25 protein-coding genes and 2 tRNA genes are annotated in these 23,296 nt (G+C 38.2%); 10 read left to right on the top strand and 17 right to left on the bottom strand.

Features of this window, described 5'->3' with window-relative positions; all coding sequences use genetic code 11:
* Window positions 1-187: 187 nt before the first annotated feature.
* From PALI_RS06215 to PALI_RS06155, 13 genes are all read right to left on the bottom strand, one after another.
* Window positions 188-409: a DUF2835 family protein gene (locus PALI_RS06215; RefSeq protein ID WP_077537783.1), complete on the bottom strand. Its 222-nt coding sequence runs from the start codon at window positions 407-409 to the stop codon at window positions 188-190.
* Window positions 410-3,004: an aminopeptidase N gene (pepN, locus tag PALI_RS06210; RefSeq protein WP_193155270.1), complete on the bottom strand. Its 2,595-nt coding sequence runs from the start codon at window positions 3,002-3,004 to the stop codon at window positions 410-412.
* Window positions 3,005-3,050: 46 nt separating this feature from the next.
* Window positions 3,051-4,514, bottom strand: coding sequence for a Na+/H+ antiporter NhaC (gene nhaC, locus PALI_RS06205; RefSeq protein ID WP_193155269.1), 1,464 nt, complete (start codon window positions 4,512-4,514; stop codon window positions 3,051-3,053).
* Between the two features lie 181 nt (window positions 4,515-4,695).
* A complete protein-coding gene (gene prc / locus PALI_RS06200) occupies window positions 4,696-6,720 on the bottom strand; it encodes a carboxy terminal-processing peptidase (protein WP_193155268.1) in 2,025 nt (674 codons plus the stop codon).
* A gap of 25 nt (window positions 6,721-6,745) precedes the next feature.
* On the bottom strand, window positions 6,746-7,396 hold the full coding sequence (proQ, locus tag PALI_RS06195) for an RNA chaperone ProQ (protein ID WP_193155267.1): 651 nt from the start codon (window positions 7,394-7,396) through the stop codon (window positions 6,746-6,748).
* A 15-nt stretch (window positions 7,397-7,411) separates the two neighbouring features.
* Window positions 7,412-7,690: a hypothetical protein gene (locus PALI_RS06190; RefSeq protein ID WP_193155892.1), complete on the bottom strand. Its 279-nt coding sequence runs from the start codon at window positions 7,688-7,690 to the stop codon at window positions 7,412-7,414.
* On the bottom strand, window positions 7,690-8,148 hold the full coding sequence (locus tag PALI_RS06185) for a GAF domain-containing protein (protein ID WP_193155266.1): 459 nt from the start codon (window positions 8,146-8,148) through the stop codon (window positions 7,690-7,692). The genes PALI_RS06190 and PALI_RS06185 overlap by 1 nt, the downstream gene beginning before the upstream one ends.
* A 128-nt stretch (window positions 8,149-8,276) precedes the next feature.
* Window positions 8,277-8,657, bottom strand: coding sequence for a hypothetical protein (locus tag PALI_RS06180; RefSeq protein ID WP_077537777.1), 381 nt, complete (start codon window positions 8,655-8,657; stop codon window positions 8,277-8,279).
* A gap of 180 nt (window positions 8,658-8,837) precedes the next feature.
* Window positions 8,838-9,086, bottom strand: coding sequence for a hypothetical protein (locus PALI_RS06175; protein WP_193155265.1), 249 nt, complete (start codon window positions 9,084-9,086; stop codon window positions 8,838-8,840).
* 11 nt (window positions 9,087-9,097) lie between these two features.
* Window positions 9,098-9,919 (bottom strand): CPBP family intramembrane glutamic endopeptidase, encoded by an 822-nt coding sequence (locus PALI_RS06170; protein ID WP_193155264.1) that lies wholly within the window; start codon window positions 9,917-9,919, stop codon window positions 9,098-9,100.
* A gap of 119 nt (window positions 9,920-10,038) precedes the next feature.
* Window positions 10,039-10,908, bottom strand: coding sequence for a LytTR family DNA-binding domain-containing protein (locus PALI_RS06165; protein WP_193155263.1), 870 nt, complete (start codon window positions 10,906-10,908; stop codon window positions 10,039-10,041).
* A gap of 360 nt (window positions 10,909-11,268) precedes the next feature.
* Window positions 11,269-11,359, bottom strand: a tRNA-Ser gene (locus PALI_RS06160).
* Between the two features lie 83 nt (window positions 11,360-11,442).
* Window positions 11,443-11,533, bottom strand: a tRNA-Ser gene (locus PALI_RS06155).
* Window positions 11,534-11,784: 251 nt separating this feature from the next.
* Between PALI_RS06155 and PALI_RS06150 the strand changes: the two genes are divergently transcribed.
* From PALI_RS06150 to PALI_RS06120, 7 genes are read left to right on the top strand one after another with little or no spacing between them, the layout of a single operon-like run.
* Window positions 11,785-12,450 (top strand): Bax inhibitor-1/YccA family protein, encoded by a 666-nt coding sequence (locus tag PALI_RS06150; RefSeq protein WP_007580214.1) that lies wholly within the window; start codon window positions 11,785-11,787, stop codon window positions 12,448-12,450.
* 55 nt (window positions 12,451-12,505) lie between these two features.
* A complete protein-coding gene (gene tusD / locus PALI_RS06145; protein WP_193155262.1) occupies window positions 12,506-12,859 on the top strand; it encodes a sulfurtransferase complex subunit TusD in 354 nt (117 codons plus the stop codon).
* Window positions 12,856-13,212: a sulfurtransferase complex subunit TusC gene (gene tusC, locus PALI_RS06140; RefSeq protein WP_193155261.1), complete on the top strand. Its 357-nt coding sequence runs from the start codon at window positions 12,856-12,858 to the stop codon at window positions 13,210-13,212. The genes tusD and tusC overlap by 4 nt, the downstream gene beginning before the upstream one ends.
* Complete coding sequence (locus PALI_RS06135) at window positions 13,209-13,475, top strand: DsrH/TusB family sulfur metabolism protein (protein ID WP_193155260.1); 267 nt, start codon at window positions 13,209-13,211, stop codon at window positions 13,473-13,475. The genes tusC and PALI_RS06135 overlap by 4 nt, the downstream gene beginning before the upstream one ends.
* Before the next feature lie 3 nt (window positions 13,476-13,478).
* Entirely contained in the window at window positions 13,479-13,808 is a 330-nt protein-coding gene (locus tag PALI_RS06130; protein WP_193155259.1) for a TusE/DsrC/DsvC family sulfur relay protein, read from the top strand.
* A complete protein-coding gene (locus PALI_RS06125; RefSeq protein ID WP_193155258.1) occupies window positions 13,808-14,494 on the top strand; it encodes a pseudouridine synthase in 687 nt (228 codons plus the stop codon). Before PALI_RS06130 ends, PALI_RS06125 begins: the two co-directional genes overlap by 1 nt.
* Window positions 14,487-14,924: an NUDIX domain-containing protein gene (locus PALI_RS06120; RefSeq protein ID WP_193155257.1), complete on the top strand. Its 438-nt coding sequence runs from the start codon at window positions 14,487-14,489 to the stop codon at window positions 14,922-14,924. Before PALI_RS06125 ends, PALI_RS06120 begins: the two co-directional genes overlap by 8 nt.
* Window positions 14,925-15,237: 313 nt before the next feature.
* Here PALI_RS06120 and PALI_RS06115 read toward each other — a convergent pair whose 3' ends face one another.
* Window positions 15,238-16,512 (bottom strand): sensor domain-containing diguanylate cyclase, encoded by a 1,275-nt coding sequence (locus PALI_RS06115; RefSeq protein ID WP_193155256.1) that lies wholly within the window; start codon window positions 16,510-16,512, stop codon window positions 15,238-15,240.
* A 622-nt stretch (window positions 16,513-17,134) separates the two neighbouring features.
* Here PALI_RS06115 and mnmA point away from each other — a divergent pair.
* The 3 genes from mnmA to purB are packed head-to-tail and all read left to right on the top strand — an operon-like array spanning window position 17,135 to window position 20,239.
* On the top strand, window positions 17,135-18,235 hold the full coding sequence (mnmA, locus tag PALI_RS06110; RefSeq protein WP_138585472.1) for a tRNA 2-thiouridine(34) synthase MnmA: 1,101 nt from the start codon (window positions 17,135-17,137) through the stop codon (window positions 18,233-18,235).
* Complete coding sequence (hflD, locus tag PALI_RS06105; RefSeq protein WP_193155255.1) at window positions 18,235-18,837, top strand: high frequency lysogenization protein HflD; 603 nt, start codon at window positions 18,235-18,237, stop codon at window positions 18,835-18,837. Before mnmA ends, hflD begins: the two co-directional genes overlap by 1 nt.
* A 31-nt stretch (window positions 18,838-18,868) precedes the next feature.
* Window positions 18,869-20,239, top strand: coding sequence for an adenylosuccinate lyase (purB, locus tag PALI_RS06100; protein ID WP_193155254.1), 1,371 nt, complete (start codon window positions 18,869-18,871; stop codon window positions 20,237-20,239).
* A gap of 56 nt (window positions 20,240-20,295) precedes the next feature.
* On the opposite strand, the gene PALI_RS06095 is transcribed toward purB, so the two are convergent.
* The 3 genes from PALI_RS06095 to PALI_RS06085 are packed head-to-tail and all read right to left on the bottom strand — an operon-like array spanning window position 20,296 to window position 23,209.
* On the bottom strand, window positions 20,296-21,507 hold the full coding sequence (locus PALI_RS06095; RefSeq protein ID WP_077537765.1) for an NAD(P)/FAD-dependent oxidoreductase: 1,212 nt from the start codon (window positions 21,505-21,507) through the stop codon (window positions 20,296-20,298).
* Complete coding sequence (locus PALI_RS06090) at window positions 21,504-22,898, bottom strand: FAD/NAD(P)-dependent oxidoreductase (protein ID WP_193155253.1); 1,395 nt, start codon at window positions 22,896-22,898, stop codon at window positions 21,504-21,506. Before PALI_RS06090 ends, PALI_RS06095 begins: the two co-directional genes overlap by 4 nt.
* Entirely contained in the window at window positions 22,895-23,209 is a 315-nt protein-coding gene (locus tag PALI_RS06085; protein WP_077537763.1) for a 2Fe-2S iron-sulfur cluster-binding protein, read from the bottom strand. The genes PALI_RS06090 and PALI_RS06085 overlap by 4 nt, the downstream gene beginning before the upstream one ends.
* Window positions 23,210-23,296 lie beyond the last annotated feature (87 nt).

Raw genomic sequence — 23,296 nt, 5'->3', positions numbered from 1 at the left:
ACGATAGAAGCGATATTAATAAATTACAAATGGTCGCATTCAATCTGTTATACATTTATTCTGGCTGACGTTTACGTATTGGTAAGACGTCATACCAGATAATTTATACACGTTATTTAACAATAGAACAAATTGAAATTAACAAAAAGACAATATTTTTATGTATCTATAACATAAAAATAGCGCGCTAAGCCACTCGTTCAATACGAATGAACTTATTTTCAGGTGTTAATAATATTCTAAAACGACCTCGTATTCCTAAGCTAGAAATGTAAGGTCTCAAGTGGTTAGCAGAAAAACGAATTCTTTTCCCCCCATCTTCCACTACTTGTAAGGAGCTAAAACGACCATGATAATAATCCATGCAATCGTTGTAGCTCAGTGTTAAGTTAAAATAGTACTCAATCATTTACGCTAGCGCTTTTTCAACTTTTTCAAATAAATCGTCGCTTAGGCCATCCAACGCAGCTATACGCTCTAATTGCTGCTTCATTGCACGAGAACGCACTTTATCGTAACGTTTCCAGGACATAAAAGGCGTTAACATACGTGATGCATTTTGTGGGTTTATAGCATTTAGCTTTATTAATAAGTCACCTAATAGTGAATAACCTTGCCCGTCGGCACGGTGAAACTGCGGCGTATTAAAATGACTAAAGCTGCCGACTAACGCACGAACTCGGTTAGGATTAGAAAAATCAAAACATGGGTGCTCATAAAGGGCTTTAATATTTTCGATTGCGTTTTCTGATGTTTGCATCGCTTGTAAAGCAAACCATTTATCCATAACTAAAACATCGTGGCGCCACTGACTATCAAAGTGATTTAATAATTCATCACACACTTCATGCGATGCTTTAACCGCTGCGCTCAACGCACCTAACACATTCGTCATATTAGATGAACTCGCTGCATCTTTAATAAATCCAGCTGCCTGGATACTTTGAGTTTTGGCTAAGTAATGAAGGCATAACTGTTTTAATGAACGAATAGCAACCGCATTAGCACTTACACTGCCGTCATCAAATAATGATTCAAAACATTGAATAAATTCACTACATAACGAATCTGCTATTTGTTTTTCAAATTGCTGCGTAATTTTAATTATTTCATCAACAGGAATAACTTCAAATTCACCGGCCAATGTATCAAAGCTAGGTAACTTTAATAGCTCAGCAATTAGCGCTAAATCACCTTGTTGGTTTACAACTAACACTCTGAGCGCATTAATTATTTCATCACTTAGTGCAATACTTTCGGCGCTCTTTATATTTGCTTTTACTGCATTGATAAATAGCTGCTGCTGGGCATCCCAACGAGAAAAATCACTCCGTGCAAAACGCATAATATGAAGAAGCGCATGTTCATCTGTTTGTTGATTTAAAATACACGGTGCAGAGAAATCTTCCAGTAATACAGCAACTGGTTTACTGCTAATATTATCGAAGTTAAATGTTTGCGTAGATTGCGTCACATTTAACACATGCACAATTTTTTTGCCTTGATACTCAAGCGCAATACTGTGTCCGTTTGCATCCAATAACTCAATCGCAAAAGGAATGTGTAAAGGCTCATTATTTGGTTGATTAAGCGGTGCTAATTGCTCTACTGTTAAGCTGTAGGTATTTGAATCTTTATCGAAGCTTTGCAGCGCATTTAGACGTGGCGTACCAGCTTGATTATACCAGCGTTTAAATTGTGCTAAGTTAATCCCTGATGCATCGCTCATTGCACTTAAAAAATCATCACAGGTTACTGCTTGACCGTCGTGACGCTCAAAATATAGCGTCATGCCTTTTTGAAAGTTTTGCTCGCCTAGTAGCGTATGCATCATACGAATAACTTCAGCGCCTTTGTCATACACTGTAACCGTATAAAAGTTATTCATTTCAATAACTTTTTCTGGACGAATGGGGTGTGCCATAGGACCAGCATCTTCGCTAAACTGGTGTGTACGCATTACTTTTACAGCATCAATTCGATTAAGCGCACGCGAGCCTAAGTCACTACTAAACTCTTGATCCCTAAATACCGTTAAGCCTTCTTTTAACGATAACTGAAACCAATCTCGGCACGTTACACGATTGCCCGTCCAGTTATGGAAATATTCGTGCCCTACAATTGATTCAATGGTGTGATAGTCTTTATCTGTAGCCGTTTCTTGATTTGCTAAAACACATTTACTGTTGAAAATATTTAACCCTTTATTTTCCATCGCGCCCATGTTGAAAAAATCGACTGCTACAATCATATAAATATCAAGGTCATATTCTAAATTAAAACGCGCTTCATCCCATTGCATCGCTTTTTTAAGTGAAGTCATAGCATGGGGTGTTTTAGATAAATTACCTTTATCAACAAATAATGCAAGCTCAACATCCCTACCGCTTTGAGTAACGTAGCTGTCTTTTAATACATCAAAATCGCCAGCAACTAAGGCAAATAAGTAACTTGGTTTTTTAAACGGATCTTGCCATTTGGTAAAATGACGACCATTTTGAGTTTCACCACTGTCTATTTGGTTACCATTTGACAATAATTGTGGGTATTTTTTATCAGCAATTATCGTTACATCAAATGTAGATAAAACATCAGGACGGTCCATGTAATAGGTTATTTTTCTAAACCCCTGTGCTTCACATTGTGTGCAATACGCACCACCTGATAAATATAAACCTTCAAGTGAAGTATTGGTTTCAGGCGATATCTCAGTGACTATACTTAATCGACAACTATCCGGCAGATTATTAATTATTAGTTGCTCGCCAATAATTTCATAATCTGTTATGTCCACGGCATCAACAGATAAAGACAGTAAGCGTAAATCAATGCCATCAAGCACTAAAGGTGCTTTTTTATCCCCTACACGTGTAAGCGTCAACAAAGCGCTCACTTTCGTTGATAATGGCAGTAAGTCAAAAGTTAGCTCTGTGTGATTAATTAAAAAATCAGGAGCTTTATAGTCTTTAAGATATTGTGCTTGAGGTTTATTTGATTCAGTCATAAATACTCCAAAATAGCTCCTTTTGAGTTAAAAGGAGCTATTTAAATTAGGCAGATTGTTTTGGCTTAATGCGTAAGATTTTAATACCTAAATAGGCATAAATAACCGCTAAAACAGGGTTTATCAAGTTAAAGAAAGCGTAAAGCGCATAATCAAAAGGATTTATTAATAAAACGCTTTGCATGTAAGCACCACATGTATTCCAAGGGATTAATGGACTCGTGATCGTGCCGCCATCTTCTAAAGTACGAGATAGATTTACAGGCTTTAACCCACGTTTTTTATATTCGTCTTTAAACATACGCCCTGGTACAACAATCGCAATATACTGATCGGCCGCAATAACGTTGGTACCAATACAAGTAGCAATAGTGGCAGCAATTAATGAGCCCGTGCTTTTAGCTATTTTAAGTATGCTTTTAACAAAAATATCCAAAAGGCCTGTTTTTTCCATAATGGCACCAAACATCAGTGCAGTCATAATAAGCCACGTGGTTGTTAGCATACCTGACATACCACCACCGCTAAGGAGTGAGTCCATTTTATCATCGCCTGTATTTATGCTAAAGCCATCAAAAAAGGTGGTCCAAACAAGCTTAAAGTACCCTACTAACTGCCCTTGGGAAATATCTATTTGGCTACTAATTAAATCAGACTGAAACAACATAGCCCAAATAGCACCCACAACTGCGCCAATTGAAATAGCTGGAAACGCTGGCATTTTTTTAATCGCTAATACGAGTAATACAATAAGCGGTATTAACATTTCAAAACCAATATTAAAGTTTTGCTGTAAAATAGCTGTTATCTCATCAATGCGCCCCGCTTCACTTGAAGCCGTTGCATTAAAGCCCATAAAAATAAATATAATAAGCGCAATCACAAAACTTGGTACTGTGGTCCAAAGCATGTGTTGAATATGCTCAAACAAATCAGCACCTACCACTGCTGGTGCTAAGTTTGTGGTTTCTGACAGCGGGCTTAATTTATCACCAAAGTACGCGCCCGATATAACCGCACCTGCTGTGACCGTTTGCTCAAGGCCAAGACCCGTTGCAACACCTAATAACGCAACACCGATTGTTGCAGCTGTTGTCCATGAACTACCAATACTCATTGCAACAATGCCACAAATTAAGCAGCTAGCTGCATAAAACCAGCTCGGATTGATAACCTGCAAGCCATAATAAATTAAGGTTGGTACGGTTCCCGAAAGTAACCATGTGCCAATTAAGGCACCTACCATTAGTAAAATCAAAATAGCACCAAGTGAAAGTGTGATCCCTTCAATCATGGCTTGCTCAAGTTTTTTCCAAGTGTACCCATTTTTAAGACCAATTAACGCAGCGGCAAAGGTAGCAAATAAAAGTGCAATTTGGTTTGGACCCGATGATGAGTTATCGCCAAATAGGTAAACGGCAGCTCCAAGCAAACAGATCAAAACTGAAATCGGAATAAGTGCATCAAAAAACGAGGCGGGTTTAATTGGTTTATCTTCCAATGGCTTCAAAGTAGAGACTCCTACACACACTTAAGGTGTGTCTAATTATTATTTTAAGCACAATTAGCGCATTAATTGAGCACCTTTGATCTGGCTCAACTTTATGTAATCAGAGATTATAACAATTTAGTAAATTATAGGTAGTAAAAAAGGCGCATAAGCGCCTTTTTTATAGAGGTAAAACTAGTTGTTACTGCTTAGCTATACGGCCATACTTAATATAATCTTGAGTAATTAACGCCGCTTCTTCTAAAAATGGATCTAGCTCTTCGATGACTTCAGGTAAATCATCTAGGTTTTCTACCGGATCTTTACCTAAACGCTTAAGCCGCTCATTAGTGCGTACAAGTGCGCGTGCTTCGTTTTCATCTTTTTCTTTAACGCGCTTAGCTTCTACTAACGAAATTGTTTTACGGTCCTTTTCTTCGTTGTAGCGTGCAATATCAGTAAGTACATAATTAAATTCTGGCTCTGACTTAATACGTACTTCATGTTGCTTTTGAAGCTGCGTAATAACTGGCGTTAAATTATCCAGCTTATTATATTTAGCTTTTACAATACTATCCCATGGCAGTGCATTGTCTTGCTTGCTTTCTCCCCACTGTGCAGGATCGATTGCTGAAGGAAACGATATGTCAGGGATCACACCTTTGTGCTGCGTGCTACCGCCATTAATGCGGTAAAACTTAGCAATAGTATATTGCACACTGCCAAGTGGGTTGTCGTATAAATCATACTTACGACCTAAGCGTTTGTGCTGTTGTACCGTGCCTTTACCAAATGTTTGCTCGCCAATAACAACCGCTCGACCATAATCTTGCATTGCTGCTGCAAATATTTCAGATGCGGACGCACTGTATCTATCAACTAACACTGTAAGCGGGCCATCGTAATAGGTAATACCATCACGATCTCTTTGTTCTTCAATACGATTATTTAAAGTGTGTATTTGAACTACAGGGCCTTGGTCAAAAAACAATCCTGAAAGCTGCGTTGCCTCGTATAAAGAGCCGCCACCGTTTTGGCGTAAGTCGATAATAATACCATCCACTTTTTCTTCTTTAAGCTTTGCCAATTCAACTTTTACATCTTTGGAAAGATTGTTGTAAAAACCAGGTATTTCGATCACCCCTATTTTACTGGTTAAGTCTGAATATTTAGCCTCAAACACTTCTGATTTGGCCGCCCTATCTTCGAGGCGAATTTTATCACGGGTAATTTCAACTGTTTTAGGCGTACCATGGGCATCAGCACCTTTTAAGTATTGCAGACGCACCTTAGTCCCTTTAGGACCTTTAATTAAATCAACGACGTCGTCTAAACGCCAACCGATGACATCAGTAAACTCTTCACCATCTTGAGCAACACCTATAATACGGTCATCAGCTTTAATCTGTTCGGTTTTATCCGCAGGGCCACCTGGCACTAAACTGCGAATAACCGTGTAATCTTCATCTGGACTTAATACTGCACCTATGCCTTCTAGCTCTAGGTCCATATCCATTTTAAATTGCTCTGCACGGCGTGGCGATAAATAAGATGTATGCGCTTCAATACTGCGTGCTAAAGAATTTAGTACTATTTGGAATGCATCTTCAGCGTTTGATTGTACTAAACGCTTTTGGGCATTCCTATAGCGCTTGGTAAGCACTTCTTTAATACCTTTCCAATCTTTACCTGTCATTTTTAAACGCAGTGCATCGTATTTAACACGTTCGCGCCAAATTTCGTCAAGCTCAGCCTGAGACGTTGGCCACGCGGCATCTTCACGATCAAAAAAGTATTCATCTTCTTTATCAAAAGTCATTTCTTTTTCAAGTAATGCTAATGAATACTCATAACGTTCAAAACGACGTTTAAGGCTTAAATTAAAAATATCAAATGTGAAGCCTACTTTACCGGTAATTAAAGCGTTATCAAAGTCATCACGATATTGCTCAAAAGAGGCAATATCGCTGGCTAGAAAAACACTTTTATTAAAATCAAGGGATTCGATATAACGATCGTATACTTTACTAGAAAGCTCATCGTTAAATCGAACTGGGATATAGTGTGAACGAGTAAATAAGCTAGCCACGCGCTTGCTGGCAGTACCATGTTGACTTTCTTGTTTGAGCTGGGGTAAATCGTCAATTGTGACGGCTTCAACAGCAGCAAATAATGAACCTGAAAACAGGGCAGCAACTAACGGAATGAGCGTAAACTTTTTACTCATACAAACTCCTTAATTTATTTACAGTTTAAACGATGTATAAACTGTCAGCTTTGGTTTTAACTTGCATACCCGTCACTAATTCAACATGAACGTCATCTTTGTTCACTTCAGTGATTACTGCATTTACAAGTGCTTGGCCAAGTTTAACCTTAACCTTATTATTAACCTTGACCTCAGTTGCTGGTAAAGGTTCAATTTTTCCTGAACGCTTAGCCGGTGCAACTTTAGCTGGTTTATTAGCAGTGGAGGCGTTTTTATCACCTGCTTTGCTAGCATGTGCTGGTTTTTTCTTGAAAGATTTAGCATCAGAATCTTGGCGAGGACGCTGTTGTTTTTTGCGTTTTGCCATTTTAGCGCGGCTTTCTTCCAATGCTTTTTGTGCATGGTCGATATGCTCTTGCTCAACTTTTTCACCTTGATTGCCATCAAGATCAATACGAAACTCTGACTTGGTCACAGCTTCTAAATAACGCCAGTTAGACGTATATTTTCTAAGCGCTTGACGTACTTGAGTCTTGCTTACTTTATCAGACCCTTCAATACGCTCAGCAATATCTTTAAAGATACCAACTTTAAGCGGTTTGATACCGTCTTTTTGTTTAAAACATTGTGGAAATTCTTGATATAAAAATTCCAACACTTCATTAACATCTTTTAGCTTGTTTGTGGTTTCCATTTTAGAACCTATTTTTCACATCTTTTCATCAAGGGACGAATCGACGTAGTGTGTTACCCAGTCGACCAACTCTTCGAAATCGGCTTCAATAACAGCCATATCACCTCGAAGGTGTTCCCAAATACCATTAATTGTTTCATCAATAAATTCACATTCTGCGTCATCTGGAAGACGATCCCAAGCAATGTGAATCAAATCATTGAGCGTTTCCGCTACATGTTCTTCTTCGCCTTCCCAATCGCCAACATCTTGCACAGCAAATAGGTAGTCTTGAACATTTAGCAAATCTTTCATTACAGGCTCGCCTCTAAGCATTTAACTATCGCTTCAAGACCGGCTTTGTCATCAGTATCAAATCGACCAATACTAGGGCTATCGATATCGAGTACAGCAAATACTTTACCATGTTTCATGATAGGTACAACCACTTCGGAGTTAGACGCTGCATCACAGGCTATATGCCCGTCAAAAGCGTGAACATCTTCAACTAATTGTGTTTCTGCGGTTGCCGCAGCAGTTCCACATACCCCTTTTCCTACTGGAATACGGATGCATGCAGGATTACCTTGAAACGGGCCAAGTACTAATTCAGTAGGAGAATCCATAAAGTAAAAACCCGCCCAATTTACATCTTCTAAAGAGGTAAATAATAGCGCGCTTATATTTGCCATATTGGCAATTACATTAGATTCACCAGCTATTAGTGATTCAGTTTGCTTAACTAATGACTGGTAAAAATCGTGCTTTTGCATACCAAACTACTTCTTATTAAACAGACAGTAGCTAAAGGTACTCTTTGTCGTGAAAAATTGGAACCTTTTGGAGGTAAAAAAAAGGAAATCGCACCGTTTATCAGCGTGCTTGGTCAATAATGCTGCGATTATTTTTTTATCGATTTACGAAGTCCAAATAAAAACAGCCCAGCTGCAAATGCCGACATTACACTATTAATTAAAAATATCTCACCCGTTGATGCACTCAACAAATAACTAAATATAGCTCCACCCAATAAACCAAGCGTCAGAACACCTGAATAATTAACTTTAGAATACTTAAACATTAGTAAGTACCCTGGTACAACAAAAGCCGCCATCGTTAAACCTACAATATGTGCATTTGATATGGCTGTCATCAATAGTTGAAAGAACACAGATAGAAAATCACCCTGCAACGCTAGTGCATAATACAAACCTAATAAACTGCCAACAATCACCGGGGACAATAATGAAAGCGCGACGCTTTTTGCAAGTTGATGTTTCATCTAATAATCCTTAATACAGCGTATAAAATTTAATGTATTAAGAATGCACCAAGATCTAAAGCTTAGAAATAGAGACTATGGTCGTAATTTATGATTGTAAAATAGACAACATATAAGCTAGGTAATTTAATAAAGTAATAAAAGCCCAGTTTTTAAAAGAAATAACAAATAGCTCAGTAGTTACAACTGAGCTATTTTTTGTGATAAATCGATATTTTTATTTATCGCCAACTCTTCAAGCACTATGACTCTTTCAACTAAAAAGTCTAACTTTTTTTGCATAGTCACAATCGTATTTTTCTGATTTTTATCTTGTAATAAAAGTGACTTTTCTTTAGCAGTTGTTTTATAAGTAAAGTAATTTTTAATTAGCACTAAAAGTAAAAAAGGCGACAAAAAAATCATTATAATTAAAAATAATTCAAACATTATTATCTCCTTTAAGTGTTTTGTGTTGCTAATTTATAATGTTGAGATGAAAAATATGGACGTTTTTTAAATAGTGTAGAGAGTGTTATTTGGCGTGGTTTACCACGACGTATAAGTAAGTTTACGTAGAGTATGCTTAAAATTATTGCAGTTGCCTTGAACAAATTGCCTTTTAAATCCCCTGCAGCACCACCTGACATGCTAAATATGCCATAAGCCGCATTCATAAATATATGCATCCATAGTGGAAACCAAATACGGTATCCACATTCGCAAAATAACCACGCAAACCAAGTTCCTGCTATTGTTGTAATTGCAACAGCCATCACAGCTGAAATAGCATCATGTCCTTGATAAATATGACCCAAACCAAATATCGTTGAGCTAATTAATGCGGCGGGAATAAACCCCCAACGACAAAAACGAAATAACACGCCGAACAAAGCAGCCCTAAAAATTATTTCTTCAAAAACTCCCGCATATATTGAACCTGTAATTATTCCCGTAATTGAAAGGTTTAGCGCGTTACTTAAATAAGCGTAACCTATCACCATAGGTGTGCAACACACCACCGCTGCGAGTAAATAACGTTGAAAACCTTCAATGTCGACACCTAAAACGTTGTACCAACTCTCATGTTTAAATAATAATGTTGCCACAACTAGTAATGGCCCATAAATAAACAAGTATTTAGCGGGAAATAACAAAAGGGCTGATTGTTGATCAAGATCAGATAGGACACTTACCCAGTTATCCCCCCAGAACTCTTTCATCATGTAATGACAAAATATAAATGTGGTGATTAGTAGCAGTGCTTTAATTGTATGGTTCATACGTACCTTCTTAAGTTACAATTTTAAATTCAACTTAATCATGGCAATCACTAATTATGAAATCGATCAATTAGGGCTAAATTTCATTTTTAGGTGCTAACTACACGTTTTTGGGGTCGTCAACAAGCATTAGGGGTTAACAACAAGGCTTGTTTAATGACATCAACATAAGTTCGCGAAACTGGAATTGTGAAATCAAATGAGTTCATCGACAACTGTAACCCTCCGGCATTCCCTTTACTTACTGCGACTAATTGTAAATTAACCGCATAAGACCGATGACAGCGATATAAAAATGTATTTTGGGGTAATTGTTTTAATAAACCAGTTAACGTTATACGCAGCAATTTATGAGAAACAACATCGTTTTCTATCGTTGCGAGCTCACAGTAATTATCGGCTGACTTAATAAACAATATATCCGATAGCGCAATTGTTAGCTTGTCACCTTTATTATCACCAATGAGTGTTATTAGGCGATGTGGGGGGACGTTATTTTTTTCTATCTCTTCACAAGAACGCTGTTCAGTCTTAACAACCGGTATTATTTCAGTTGTTAAGACCATATGCTTTGCATGACGATTGACAACAAATATGAAACTAATCGGGAATAACCCAACTGCTAATGTATATACAATGAAGAGTATTTGGTTTTGCCAATGCCAAGCCCCTAACATAGCAACAACAAAATATCCGTGGTTAAACAAAGCAGTAATTAAAATATAAAGGCTAGGGGTCACTATTATCCGAAGTTTATTGCTAATATTTAACCTAATTAAAAAGATCTCAATAAAACCCGAAAGCAATAAAGCGCAAAACGTGACTAAGCCGTAACCTGAAAGGCGGAGTAATTTATAAGGTTCAGTATCGTTGGTTGTACCAAAAGGTTGGAATACAAATAGAATAAATAGAGTTACTATCGAAAATAAAATTGCCCTGTATACAACCAACTTTCTTGACGCTAAATCATCTTTAAGCCACAACGTCATATTTTACATACCTTTAAAAAAAAGCTTGCTAATAAAATACCACAAATTCATCGCTAATTACTGGTTTCATTTTCTCAGTAAATATAAAATGATAAGTAATACTAATCAGCTTATATATGAAGTCTATTTAACAATAATACCAATCTGCTTATATATGGGGTCTATTTAACGTTAAGAAAATTACGCTAGAACTAAGCAAAGGTTTTTGTATCTAGTTGTTCTAAATGAAAAATTTTTAACGACGTTGTAGTGCAATTTAATTCATTAAATTGATCAAAGATTTATACAGGTTGGTATAATGCATTTTAGTTTTCTATAGACACAAAAAAGCCCGCTAAATTAGCGGGCTTTTTTGTTATATGGTGGAGAGATAGGGATTTGAACCCTAGATGGGCTATAAACCCATGCCGGTTTTCAAGACCGGTGCATTCGACCACTCTGCCATCTCTCCGATACTGCTAAGTTAAAAGTAAGAGTGTACTAATAACTATTTAAATGAATGATACTTTAATTACCACACATTTATTAAATAAGTGGTGGAGAGATAGGGATTTGAACCCTAGATGGGCTATAAACCCATGCCGGTTTTCAAGACCGGTGCATTCGACCACTCTGCCATCTCTCCGCACGGCCTGCATAATAGGGAAACCCATCCCTTTTGTGAAGCTTTTTTTTAAATTAATTGTTTAAGTGATTAAAAAACAATTGATTTGTCCAAACTTAGAGCAAAGTGTTTTTAATTTAATCGCTAATGAACTTTTATTAAAATATTTGACTCTATTGATCTACAAAGGTTTGCCCAAACATATAAGAGTTGGTAATCTAATTTCAGTTAAATTATCGAAACACACACGTTTCACTTAAAGGAGCTCTACAATGGCGTTTAATCAATCGTACAATACCGCGAAACCGGTAATGTCTACCATTGAAACAAACAAGGTACTTAAAAACACCTACTTTTTATTAGCAATGACACTTGCATTCAGTGCAGTAACTGCTGGTATTTCAATGGCACTACAATTACCTTACTTTATGGGGATTGTGTTTACACTTGTTTCATTTGGCTTATTATTTGTTGTCAATAAAAAAGCAGATACCGCATCTGGTGTATTTTGGGTGTTTGCTTTCACCGGTCTAATGGGCGCAGGCTTAGGTCCATTGCTTAACCATTATGCTGCAATGCCTAATGGTCCAATGCTTATTATGCAAGCACTGGGCTCTACGGCGCTTATCTTTTTTGGCTTATCTGCTTATGCACTTAACACTAAAAAAGATTTCTCATTTATGGGTGGCTTTTTAACTGTTGGCTTAATCGTTGTGATTGTAGCAAGCATTGTTAATATTTTTGTTGGCAGCTCATTGATGTTTATGGTGCTTAATGCGGCAGTTGTATTGATTATGTCTGGTTTGATTTTATTCGATACGAGCCGAATCATCAACGGCGGCGAAACTAACTATATCCGCGCAACAGTGTCTTTATACCTAAGCGTATATAACTTATTTACGTCTTTGCTTGCTCTACTTGGCGCAAGTGATGACTAATTAAATAGTTCTGTTAAAATAGCCCCTCTATTGGGGCTTTTTTATTGGAATTGTTTTGGCACGCTTTGTTCTTTCATTACATACACCACCATCCGATCACGATACCACGCAACGCATAGTTAAATTTGCGAATTCATGTTTAGCGCAAGGCCATACTATAGATGCGATATTTTTATATCAGCAAGGCATTTATCACGCTTCAAATAATTTTGATTTATCCTCAGACGAACTTCAAATAACAGAGCTTTGGCAGCAAATAGCTGATAAAGATATAAACCTGATGCTGTGTGTTACCGCCGCTGAAAAACGCGGATTAGATATTAAAAATACCGGTGTATTTGCAGTCGCAGGGTTAGCTGAATTTGCCATGCTTGCATCTGATGCAGACAAATGGGTGCAATTTAAATGATAAACGTACTAGTAATGAGCCAGTGCAGCCCATTTGATGATTTAAATATTCGTGATGCACTTGATATGACGTTGATATTTGCTGCCGTTGATCAAAATGTAAGTTGGCTATTTAGCGGCCCTGCCGTTTTGGCTTTAAAAAAGCATCAGCAACCGAACAATATTGGCTTAAAAGATTTTTTTAAAAATATAAAAACACTCGAAATCTTCGATGTTGAAAACATTTACGTGTGTGAGAAGTCATTACTTGATTATGGTTTAAGTAAACATGATTTACTCATCGAAGCAAAAGCACTTAACTTTAGCCAACAACAAACATTAATTAAAGCACAGCAACATGTGGTGAACCTATGAGCACCTTACATATTTTTTCAAAGCCACTTAACTATTACTGTGCAAATCAATTAAAAAATTTAATTTTACCAACCGATAGCATTTTGCTGGTTGGTGATGCCTGCTTTGCAAAAAAACAGTTTAGGCAATTTGCAGATACACTGCTAATACTCGAACAAGACGCGCAAGTACGTGCAATAAAATTAGCAGATAACGATAAAGCGATTAGTTATAACGATTTTGTAGCACTCACTTTATCAACTAATCAATCAATTACGTGGTAACTCATGCTTGAATTTAACAACCAACAGATTGAAACCGACACACAAGGCTACTTACTCGACCATACTTTATGGTCAAAGGAGCTTGCACCTGTAATTGCTATCCAAGAAAACATTACACTTAGTGAACAACACTGGGAAGTGATTAATTTTGTGCGTGACTTTTACCTTGAATATAACACTAGCCCCGCAATTAGAATGCTAGTAAAAGCGATGGCAAAAGCCCTCGGTGAAGATAAAGGGAATAGCCTTTATTTATATAAATTATTTCCCAAAGGTCCTGCTAAACAAGCCACAAAAATTGCCGGATTACCAAAACCAGCTAGGTGTATATAATGAGAGCTAAATCAGGTAATAACCAAGCAAGTGAAGCTAAGCCTAAAAGAAACACTGGCCGCACTTATTCACGCAGCGCACTTAACAAAACGCCTTCTGGTAAAAGAGAAATCAAGCCACCAATAGCGTCTAAAGACAGAAAAATTGTCCTGTTTAACAAACCATTTGATGTGCTTTGTCAATTTACAGATGATGCCGATAGGAAAACGCTTGCAGAGTTTATCCCTATTAAAGAAGTATACGCAGCGGGACGGCTCGACAGAGACAGTGAAGGTTTATTGCTTTTAACAAACTGTGGAAAATTACAAAACACCTTAACCGCACCAGATAAAAAAACCAATAAAACCTACTGGGTACAAGTTGAAGGTAAACCCACGAGTGAATCAATAAACGATTTATGCAATGGCGTAGAGCTTAAAGACGGGCTAACACTCCCCGCTAACGTTAAAATAATAGATGAGCCTATAATTTGGGCGCGTAATCCGCCTGTACGTGAACGAAAAGCCATCCCCACTACGTGGCTAAGCATTACCATTAACGAAGGTAAAAACAGGCAAGTCCGCCGTATGACTGCGCATATTGGCCACCCTACTCTTCGCCTCATTCGCTACAGTATTGGCAATTATACGTTGGACGACATTAACTCAGGTGAGTACAAAATAATTAAAGGCGTAGTTGATGCATAAACCGCATGTAACAGTTGCTGCAATAGTAAAAAAGAAAAATGAGTTTTTACTTGTAAAAGAGCGCGATAAATTTACACAGCAAATTTGTTACAATCAACCGGCTGGGCATTTAGAGCTAAACGAAACTCTTGCACAAGCCGCGAGCAGAGAATTACTTGAAGAAACTGGATTAACGTTGTTGCCCCTAGGTTTATTAGGTATTTACAACTTATATGCTGATAACGGCACTCACTATTTACGATTTTGTTTTATATTTGAAATGTGCGATACCCTTAAAATACCTAAACCTATCGACCCGGATATCATCTCTGCTGATTGGTATACCCTAGAACAAATTAAGACACTCCCTCTTAGAAGCCCATTAGTTTTAAAATGCATAGAGGATAGCTTACACAAACAGCCTCTTAACCTAGATACTATCTATAATTAATTAGGCCGTGCTGATTTTTTGAGGTTGAATTTCAGACAAGGCAGCGCCTATGGTGTATGGTTATTCCACATAAATAGGCGATAACGCAGCATAAATGCCAGACATGCGCTGCCCGAAGGGTTCTGCCTAGGGGCAACTTACTCTTTGTTGCTCGGCTTTGACTTATTCTTACAGGGATGTAAGCCATTAGAGTAACGCAAGAGCAGTTACCGAGCCCACTAGGATACAACCTCGCGCCGCGATTAAATCGCCCCTAGGTTGAACAATTTTCAATCCACAAAGATCAACACGCCCTAAAGTTAAAGAAGCATATTTACAAATTTTCAGAGCTAAGTGCAATACAATTTCGTCCCTGTCTTTTTGCATAATAAAGAGCACTGTCGGTTGCTTTTAAAAAGACAAGTTTGTCATCGTTCGTATCCGCTGTGTTAACTCCCATGCTGATTGACAAAAGTCCTGTAAAACTATCTTGGTGTGGTATTGCTAGCTCTTCTATTGCTTTTTGAATCTGCTCAGCAATGAAAAGTGCACCCTTCGTATCCGTTTGCGGCAATAACACAACAAATTCTTCACCACCATACCGCGCTACAAAGTCTTCAGAGCGACTCACCGTCGCTGCAATTTTTTGCGCGACATCACGCAAACAAATATCGCCAGTTACATGCCCGTATCGGTCATTAAATTGTTTAAAATGATCAACATCAATAAAGATCATAGATAGTTTATCGGCACTGCTTTTTAATCGCTCAAACTCATACGCAAACTGCTCATCAAAACGGCGCCTATTTGCTATCTTTGTCAACGAATCAAGAAAAGCCATATCACGTAATATATCTTGTGCTTTTAAACGTTCAGTGGCATCGTAAAATACCGCAATAAATTCATCACCATTATCAATACCCGACACTTCCATTACTAACTCGCTACCATTACTGCAACGAACACGATAGTCATTTGCAGGAATATCATTGTTATTTTCCTTCGCAAACTGCAAAGAATTTTTCCATAATGCTTTGGCTGATTTTCTATACTCGGGATCTGGAAAGGCTTTTTCCCACCAAACAGCTAAATTAGGCACTTCATCTAATGTGTAACCAAAGATATCAACAAAGCGCTGATTTACTTTTAATAGATCACCAGTTCGGGCACACACATTACAAATTGGCATTGGCAGCACCGTAAATAACTTAGCGTAATGGCTTAGCTCATGTTTGCGCATCGGATGCTGTGTACTTGATGATACAAAACACGCAGGGATATCAGTTATGTTTGATGTAAGTTTGGTGTCCATTTCTAGCGTGAAGTACCATTCAAGCCACCAACGCTCTACACATTCAAGTACTGATTTTTTTGAGTGTTCAGTGCAAGAAATTGAGCGTTTGATTAAGCTAAACACCTCATTTATAGGGTTTGGTTCTTGATAAAAAGAAGGACTTTTAAACTTAATAAGTTCGTAAAAAAGACGATAAGCCGATTGCTTAAATTCACTTGAGGGGTTATTTAGTAACTCACTAATAGGCTGATTAGATTGGCAAGTGTAATATTCAACTAACGATTTAATTTTATTTATTTGTTCAACGTAGTTCATATATTCATTCCATTGATTATATTGCCCAGCACCCTAAATCGATATAACAAGGTTATATCCTAGGGCGTGTTGACCTTTGTAGATTGAAACTTGTTCAATCTAGGGACGATTTAATCGCTGCGCGAGGTTTGTAACCTAGTGGGCTAAGTAAAAACCGAGCAACAAAGAGTTAATCGTCCCTAGAAAGAACCCAAAGGGCAGCGCATGTTTGGCATTTATGCTGCGTTATCGCCTATTTATGGGGGATAACCACACACCATAGGCTCTGCCTTGCCCAAATACCAAACAGTCTGCTGCAAAATCAATCACGAAAGGTCAACACGCCCTCGTGCTGGCGCAGTTTATATTTACTGCCGAATATTTGAAAGAAAATAATACTAAATCACTGAAAAAATATAACAAAATTCACTCATACTCATAACATAGTTAGCAATATAAAAACCTAATTAAAACAAAAGGATTGTTTTTTATACTTTCTAAGTTTCTTTTTCTATTTGTTATATAAATAAAATAGTGACTAATTCCTTCCTTTGCCCCTTTACTCTCTTTAAGGACAAACAAAATACATGCTATAATCGCGGCCTTTCCAAGTTAACAGCAATCTGTATAAGCGAAATTATTCATGAGCGAAAATAGTCACATTAAAGTCATTGTTGGCATGTCCGGCGGTGTTGATTCTTCTGTATCTGCATATTTATTACAACAACAGGGCTACCAAGTAGAAGGCCTGTTTATGAAGAACTGGGAAGAAGACGACAATGATGAATACTGTGCTGCCGCTGATGATTTAAAAGATGCACAAGCCGTATGCGATAAATTAGGCATTGAGCTTCACACTGTTAACTTTGCAGCAGAATACTGGGACAACGTATTTGAGTACTTTTTAGCAGAGTACAAAGCCGGTCGTACACCTAACCCTGATATAATGTGTAATAAAGAAATTAAATTTAAAGCCTTTTTAGAATTTGCGGCTCAAGCTCTTGGCGCTGACTATATTGCAACCGGTCACTATGTTCGCCGTGAGCTTCGCGATGACAAATACGTCATGTGTCGCGGACTTGATAACAATAAAGATCAAAGCTACTTCTTATATACCCTAAGCCATGAACATATTGGCCAAACGTTATTCCCAGTAGGCGATATCGAAAAACCAGAAGTACGCCGCATAGCAGAAGAACAAGACCTAATCACTCACGATAAAAAAGACAGTACAGGTATCTGCTTTATTGGTGAGCGTAAATTTAAAGACTTTTTACAAAAGTTCTTACCAGCACAACCTGGCGTTATCGAAGACACTGACGGTAACAACGTAGGCGAGCACGAAGGCTTAATGTACCACACACTTGGACAACGCAAAGGCTTGTTAATTGGTGGTATGAAAGAAGGCTCTGGTGAACCTTGGTATGTAGTTGATAAAGATCTTGAGCGAAATGTACTTATTGTGGGCCAAGGTAAAGATCACCCTCGCCTGTACAGCAACGGCCTTAACGCAAACCAATTACATTGGGTCGACCGCGTTGGTCCTAAAGGTACTACTCGTTGTACTGTTAAAACACGTTACCGCCAAGAAGATTTAAGCTGTACACTACTTGTCGGCGAAGACGGCATGGCACGCGTATTATTCGACGAGCCACAAAAAGCAGTGACTCCAGGTCAATCTGCCGTATTTTATGCAGAAGATGTGTGTTTAGGTGGTGGTATTATTGATTCGGTGATTAAGTAATGAATGAACACCAAGTCATGGCCCTTGCCGCCATGTGCCAAGTAGCTAAACAAGTTCAAAAAATTGCCCAGTACGGCAGCAATAACGAACACGATTTAGAAATATTACTAGCCAGTATTATTCAAACATCACCTGCATCGCCAGAAGATGTTTATCAAGGTACTGACAACTTACGTGATGGCTATAAAACATTAATGGCACAGCTAACAGCGGGTGCTCAAAAAGATGTTGAAATAGTCAAATACGTGGGTGGTTTAATGCAGCTTGAGCGAGCACTGAGTGCAAACGACAAAAGCTTAAACGAATTAGGTAAACGCATTGATGATATTCATCGTCGTTTAGACCACTTTGCTATTACCGACGAGAGCGTTGTTGCCGGTTTAGCAGATATATACTCGTCGGTGCTGAGCCCCCTTGGGCACCGAATACAGGTTTATGGTAAACCCGAGTTATTAAAACAGCAACTCACTCAAAATAAAATCCGTGCATTATTATTAGCCGGCATTAGAAGTGCAGTATTATGGCGACAAATGGGCGGTAAACGCCGTCACTTTTTCTTTGCAAAAAGAAAAATACTCGCTATTGCTAAAACAAAAATTTAACTATCGTTCAAACTAAAATTTAGGAGTTATTATGGAGCTTTCAGCGTTAACGGCTATCTCTCCAGTGGATGGTCGCTACGGCAGCAAAACCACTGAACTGCGCAGTATTTTCAGCGAATTTGGCTTAATCAAATACCGCGTAACCGTTGAAGTGCGTTGGTTGCAAGCGTTAGCTGCGGCAAGCGATATTAAAGAAGTACCTGCATTTAGCGAACAAGCTAATGCACTACTAAACGCCATTGTAGATAACTTCAGTGAAGCTGATGCACAGCGCGTTAAAGACATTGAACGTACTACAAATCACGATGTTAAAGCGGTTGAATACCTACTAAAAGAAAAAGTAGCCGATAACAGTGAACTTCATGCAATCAACGAATTTATTCACTTTGCTTGTACCTCAGAAGATATTAATAACCTATCTCATGGTTTAATGCTTAGCGAAGCGCGCAACAATGTTTTACTTCCTTATTGCGATGAACTTTTAAGCGCAATTAAAGAAAAAGCGATTGAGTACAAATCTATCCCAATGATGACGCGAACGCATGGACAACCGGCTACACCGTCAACTATGGGTAAAGAGTTTGCAAACGTATACATGCGTTTAAAACGCCAACGTGACCAAATTGCACAAGTGGAAATGCTAGGTAAAGTTAATGGCGCTGTAGGTAACTACAACGCTCACCTTAGCGCATACCCAGACTACGACTGGCATACACACGCTGATAAATTTGTATCAAGTTTAGGTTTAACACTAAACCCATTTACGACACAAATTGAACCGCACGATTATATTGCAGAGTTGTTTGATGCAATCGCTCGTTTTAACACTATATTGCTCGATTTTGACCGTGATATGTGGGGTTACATTGCCCTTAATCACTTTAAGCAAAAAACAATTGCTGGCGAAATTGGCTCATCAACAATGCCGCATAAAGTTAATCCGATTGATTTTGAAAACTCAGAAGGTAACTTAGGATTAGCAAACGCTATTTTTGCACACCTTGCACAAAAATTACCCGTTTCTCGCTGGCAGCGTGACCTTACCGATTCAACGGTATTACGTAATTTAGGTGTAGGTATGGGCTATGCACTTATTGCATACCAATCAACACTTAAAGGTGTAAGTAAACTTGAAGTAAATGAGCAACGTTTAGCTGACGAGCTTGATCAAAACTGGGAATTACTCGCAGAGCCAATTCAAACAGTTATGCGTAAATACGGCATTGAAAAGCCGTACGAAAAACTTAAAGATTTAACGCGCGGTAAACGAGTTAACAAAGAAATAATGGCTGACTTCATCGATGGTTTAGACCTTCCTGAAGATGCAAAAATAGCAATGAAAAAATTAACACCGGCTAACTATATTGGTCGTGCTGTTGAGTTTATTGATGATTTAGTTTAATAGCTAATCAGTATAAAAAAGCGAAAGGTTTTCTTTCGCTTTTTTGATCCTATCGTTTAGCCCTCTAAAAAACGCACAACACTAAATGGAGTCAAATCCAAGCTAGTTGGCTGACCTTTCACTAGCTCAGTTATTAATTTTCCAGTAATAGCCGAAGTTAAAATACCCGTTCTAAAATGTCCACATGCATTTAAATACCCTTCAATTCCAGGCACTTCACCTAAAATGGGTAGCTCATCTGGCGTACCAGGGCGTAACCCTGCCCAACAACGTTTAATATTACTTTCTTTTAAGATAGGTAAACATTTCATTGCTCCTTGTGAAAGCTCCGTTATCTTATCTAGTGTATTCGTCGTATCAAACCCCTTCTCTTCGGTCGTTGAACCGATCAATATCTCGCCATTGTCTTTTTGCGCAATATAACAATCACTGGTACTGATACAGCCATTAAGAATCTTAGGCATACGTTCAGACAACACAATTTGTCCTTTAACAGGATAAACAGGCATATTGTATCCAGTGGCTTTATGAAATAATTCATCAGCCCAAGCACCAGCTGCATTGATCAAAGTATCACATTGAAAACTACCCAATGTTGTTTCAACTCCCATAACTCGACTTCCTTCTCGAATCACAGATGTTACTTCTGTATTGAGTACTAGCTCAACACCGTTTTGACGTGCGCTTTCCGTATATGCATCAACCAAGCGGTAAGGATTTACTTGATGATCACAAATAAAATCGATGGCACCAATAGCATCAGGTGTTATATAAGGCTCTTCTTCTTTTAACTGTTCAGCATCTAACCACCTAATTTGATCTGCCAGATGAGGAATACCGCTGGTGATCTGATCAGCATAAATTCTGTCATCTTCGTTATACATGATAAATTTCAAGCCTGTGCGTTCAAATTTAAAATCAACGCCATGACGATCTAACATTTCTTGATGCAGAGCGGGATACATATCATTTGATGTTAATGCAAACTCAAAAAAACAATCAGGTAACTGATGAGGTCGCATGACAGGAATTTCTTTACCATTAGCTTCACTTTGCAACTTAGATAACGTTTTAAAGAATATAACGCCGCATCCAAGTCCAACTGACTCACCAATTGCCCATAGGCCACCAGCAGATGCTCGCGAAGCATTGCCGGGTTTCTTAATATCAATCAGAGCAATTTTTAAATCTGTATCTCGGCTTAAAAAATAAGCGCATGCAGCACCAATAACGCCGCCACCGGCAATTACAATATCAAATTTTTTCATATGTGTTCTTCCAACATAGCAAAAGGAATTGGATCAAGTGGAAAGCGAGGTTTTATCACGTCAACATTTTCTGTATAGCCAGCTTGGTGTAGCCTATCTATTGCATAACTAGAGCAGGTTTTACCTTGGCAATCTCCCATACCAATCCGAGTCCGCATCTTCAAACTTGTTATATCTTTTACTCCTTGAGCAATAGCAATATCAATTTGTCCACGTGTAGTTTGTTCACAACGACAAACAATAGTGTCAACCTCAGCTAAATCCATCAAGCCAACTTGCCTTGTTGAGAAACGATCAAATCCATATCGAAAACGTTTGATGCGATCTAGCTTTTTAATTATTTTACTTGCTAGTTGAGTCGCTTGTTCAGCTGTTAACTTACCACGATTTTGTGCAATCCGGATCGCAGCAATTTGACCTTCACAAATAGCCGCATCAGCGCCAAGTAAACCACTGCTATCCCCTGCGACATACACGTTATTAATGCTACTGTGCTGCCACTTATCTAGCTCGGGAACATTGCCACTAACATTACTGTAGCTATGCTCAACACCCAGTAACATAGCTAACTGGCTACGCGCTACAAAACCATAGCCAACGCCAATAGAATCAACATCAATAGTTTTAGATTTGTGGGTATCTGCTTGCCATTGTTCATTATAAGGAGCAACAATAAGTTGATTTAATTTTTGCTTCCCTTTCGCCTTAACCACACCCCACCCATAATGAAATGGTATATTTTGTTTTTTCAAATAACCCATCATACCCAAACCTGATAGCGTCAGCTTTGGTTTGTTTAATAGAGCAACGGCTTCTTTAGCCAGTTTACTAAATTGACTGGCCTCATAAACACCAACCACCTCAACACCTGATTTATGTAACTGACAAGCAACAAGCGGTAGTAAAGGTCCAGTACCAACAAGTGCCATACGACTACCAGGTTTTACTAAACCACTTTTAATTTGTAATTGTACGCCTCCCATCAACATCACGCCTGGCAACTCCCAACCTCCAAAAGGGATACTTCTTTCATGGCAACCCGTTGCTAATATCAGCTCTTGATAAGCAATAATATCGAGTGCATCATCCTTATTTAACAATAACTTACTGTTAGCTTCAGGCCCTAATACTCGCGTGTCTAATTTTAATTTAATATTAGCATGCTGACTTTCATAACGCGTTTGTAAAGCCGACATAGCTCTTTTTAAATTATCATCTAGATGGGGTAAAGAAAGTGTATTACGTAAAGGACCACGATAGATAACCCCTCCTATTTTTGAAGCCTCTTCGATTATCTCACTTTTAATGCCAAATTTTCCTAATTGAGCAGCCGCAGCGGTACCTGCAGGACCGCCGCCAACAATAACAACTGGGTATGATAAATTACTCATTTTATCCCCTCCTCTAAAAATCGATTTGTTAATGTTTCAACTACCATATTAGGCTGTACTATTGTCTGACATGCTCTTTTCTTAAAGCGTTGATTAACTTTAACATGACAGCAATGACATACTCCCATACCACAATAAGCACCAGATATAACTCGATGATCATTGGCCATTAATTCGGTGTGTTCTGTTGCTAGCAGCACTGATAAAATAGTTTCACCTCCACTCACTTCAACCGCTTTTTGATTAACTATAATTTCAAAAGAAGGGGTTGTAATTGGTGTAATATCCTTTGTCCGTTTTAAGCATTCCATAATTTGCCTTGATATAATTAATGTGTGGATTAAATTACTTGGGGTGTGCAGGGTAAATATAAATAAAGTGAGTGACAAATATAAATA

Origin of the sequence: Pseudoalteromonas aliena SW19 (assembly GCF_014905615.1) — a bacterium.
Lineage (GTDB): Bacteria > Pseudomonadota > Gammaproteobacteria > Enterobacterales > Alteromonadaceae > Pseudoalteromonas > Pseudoalteromonas aliena.
This window is presented reverse-complemented; position numbering and strand designations above follow the sequence as displayed.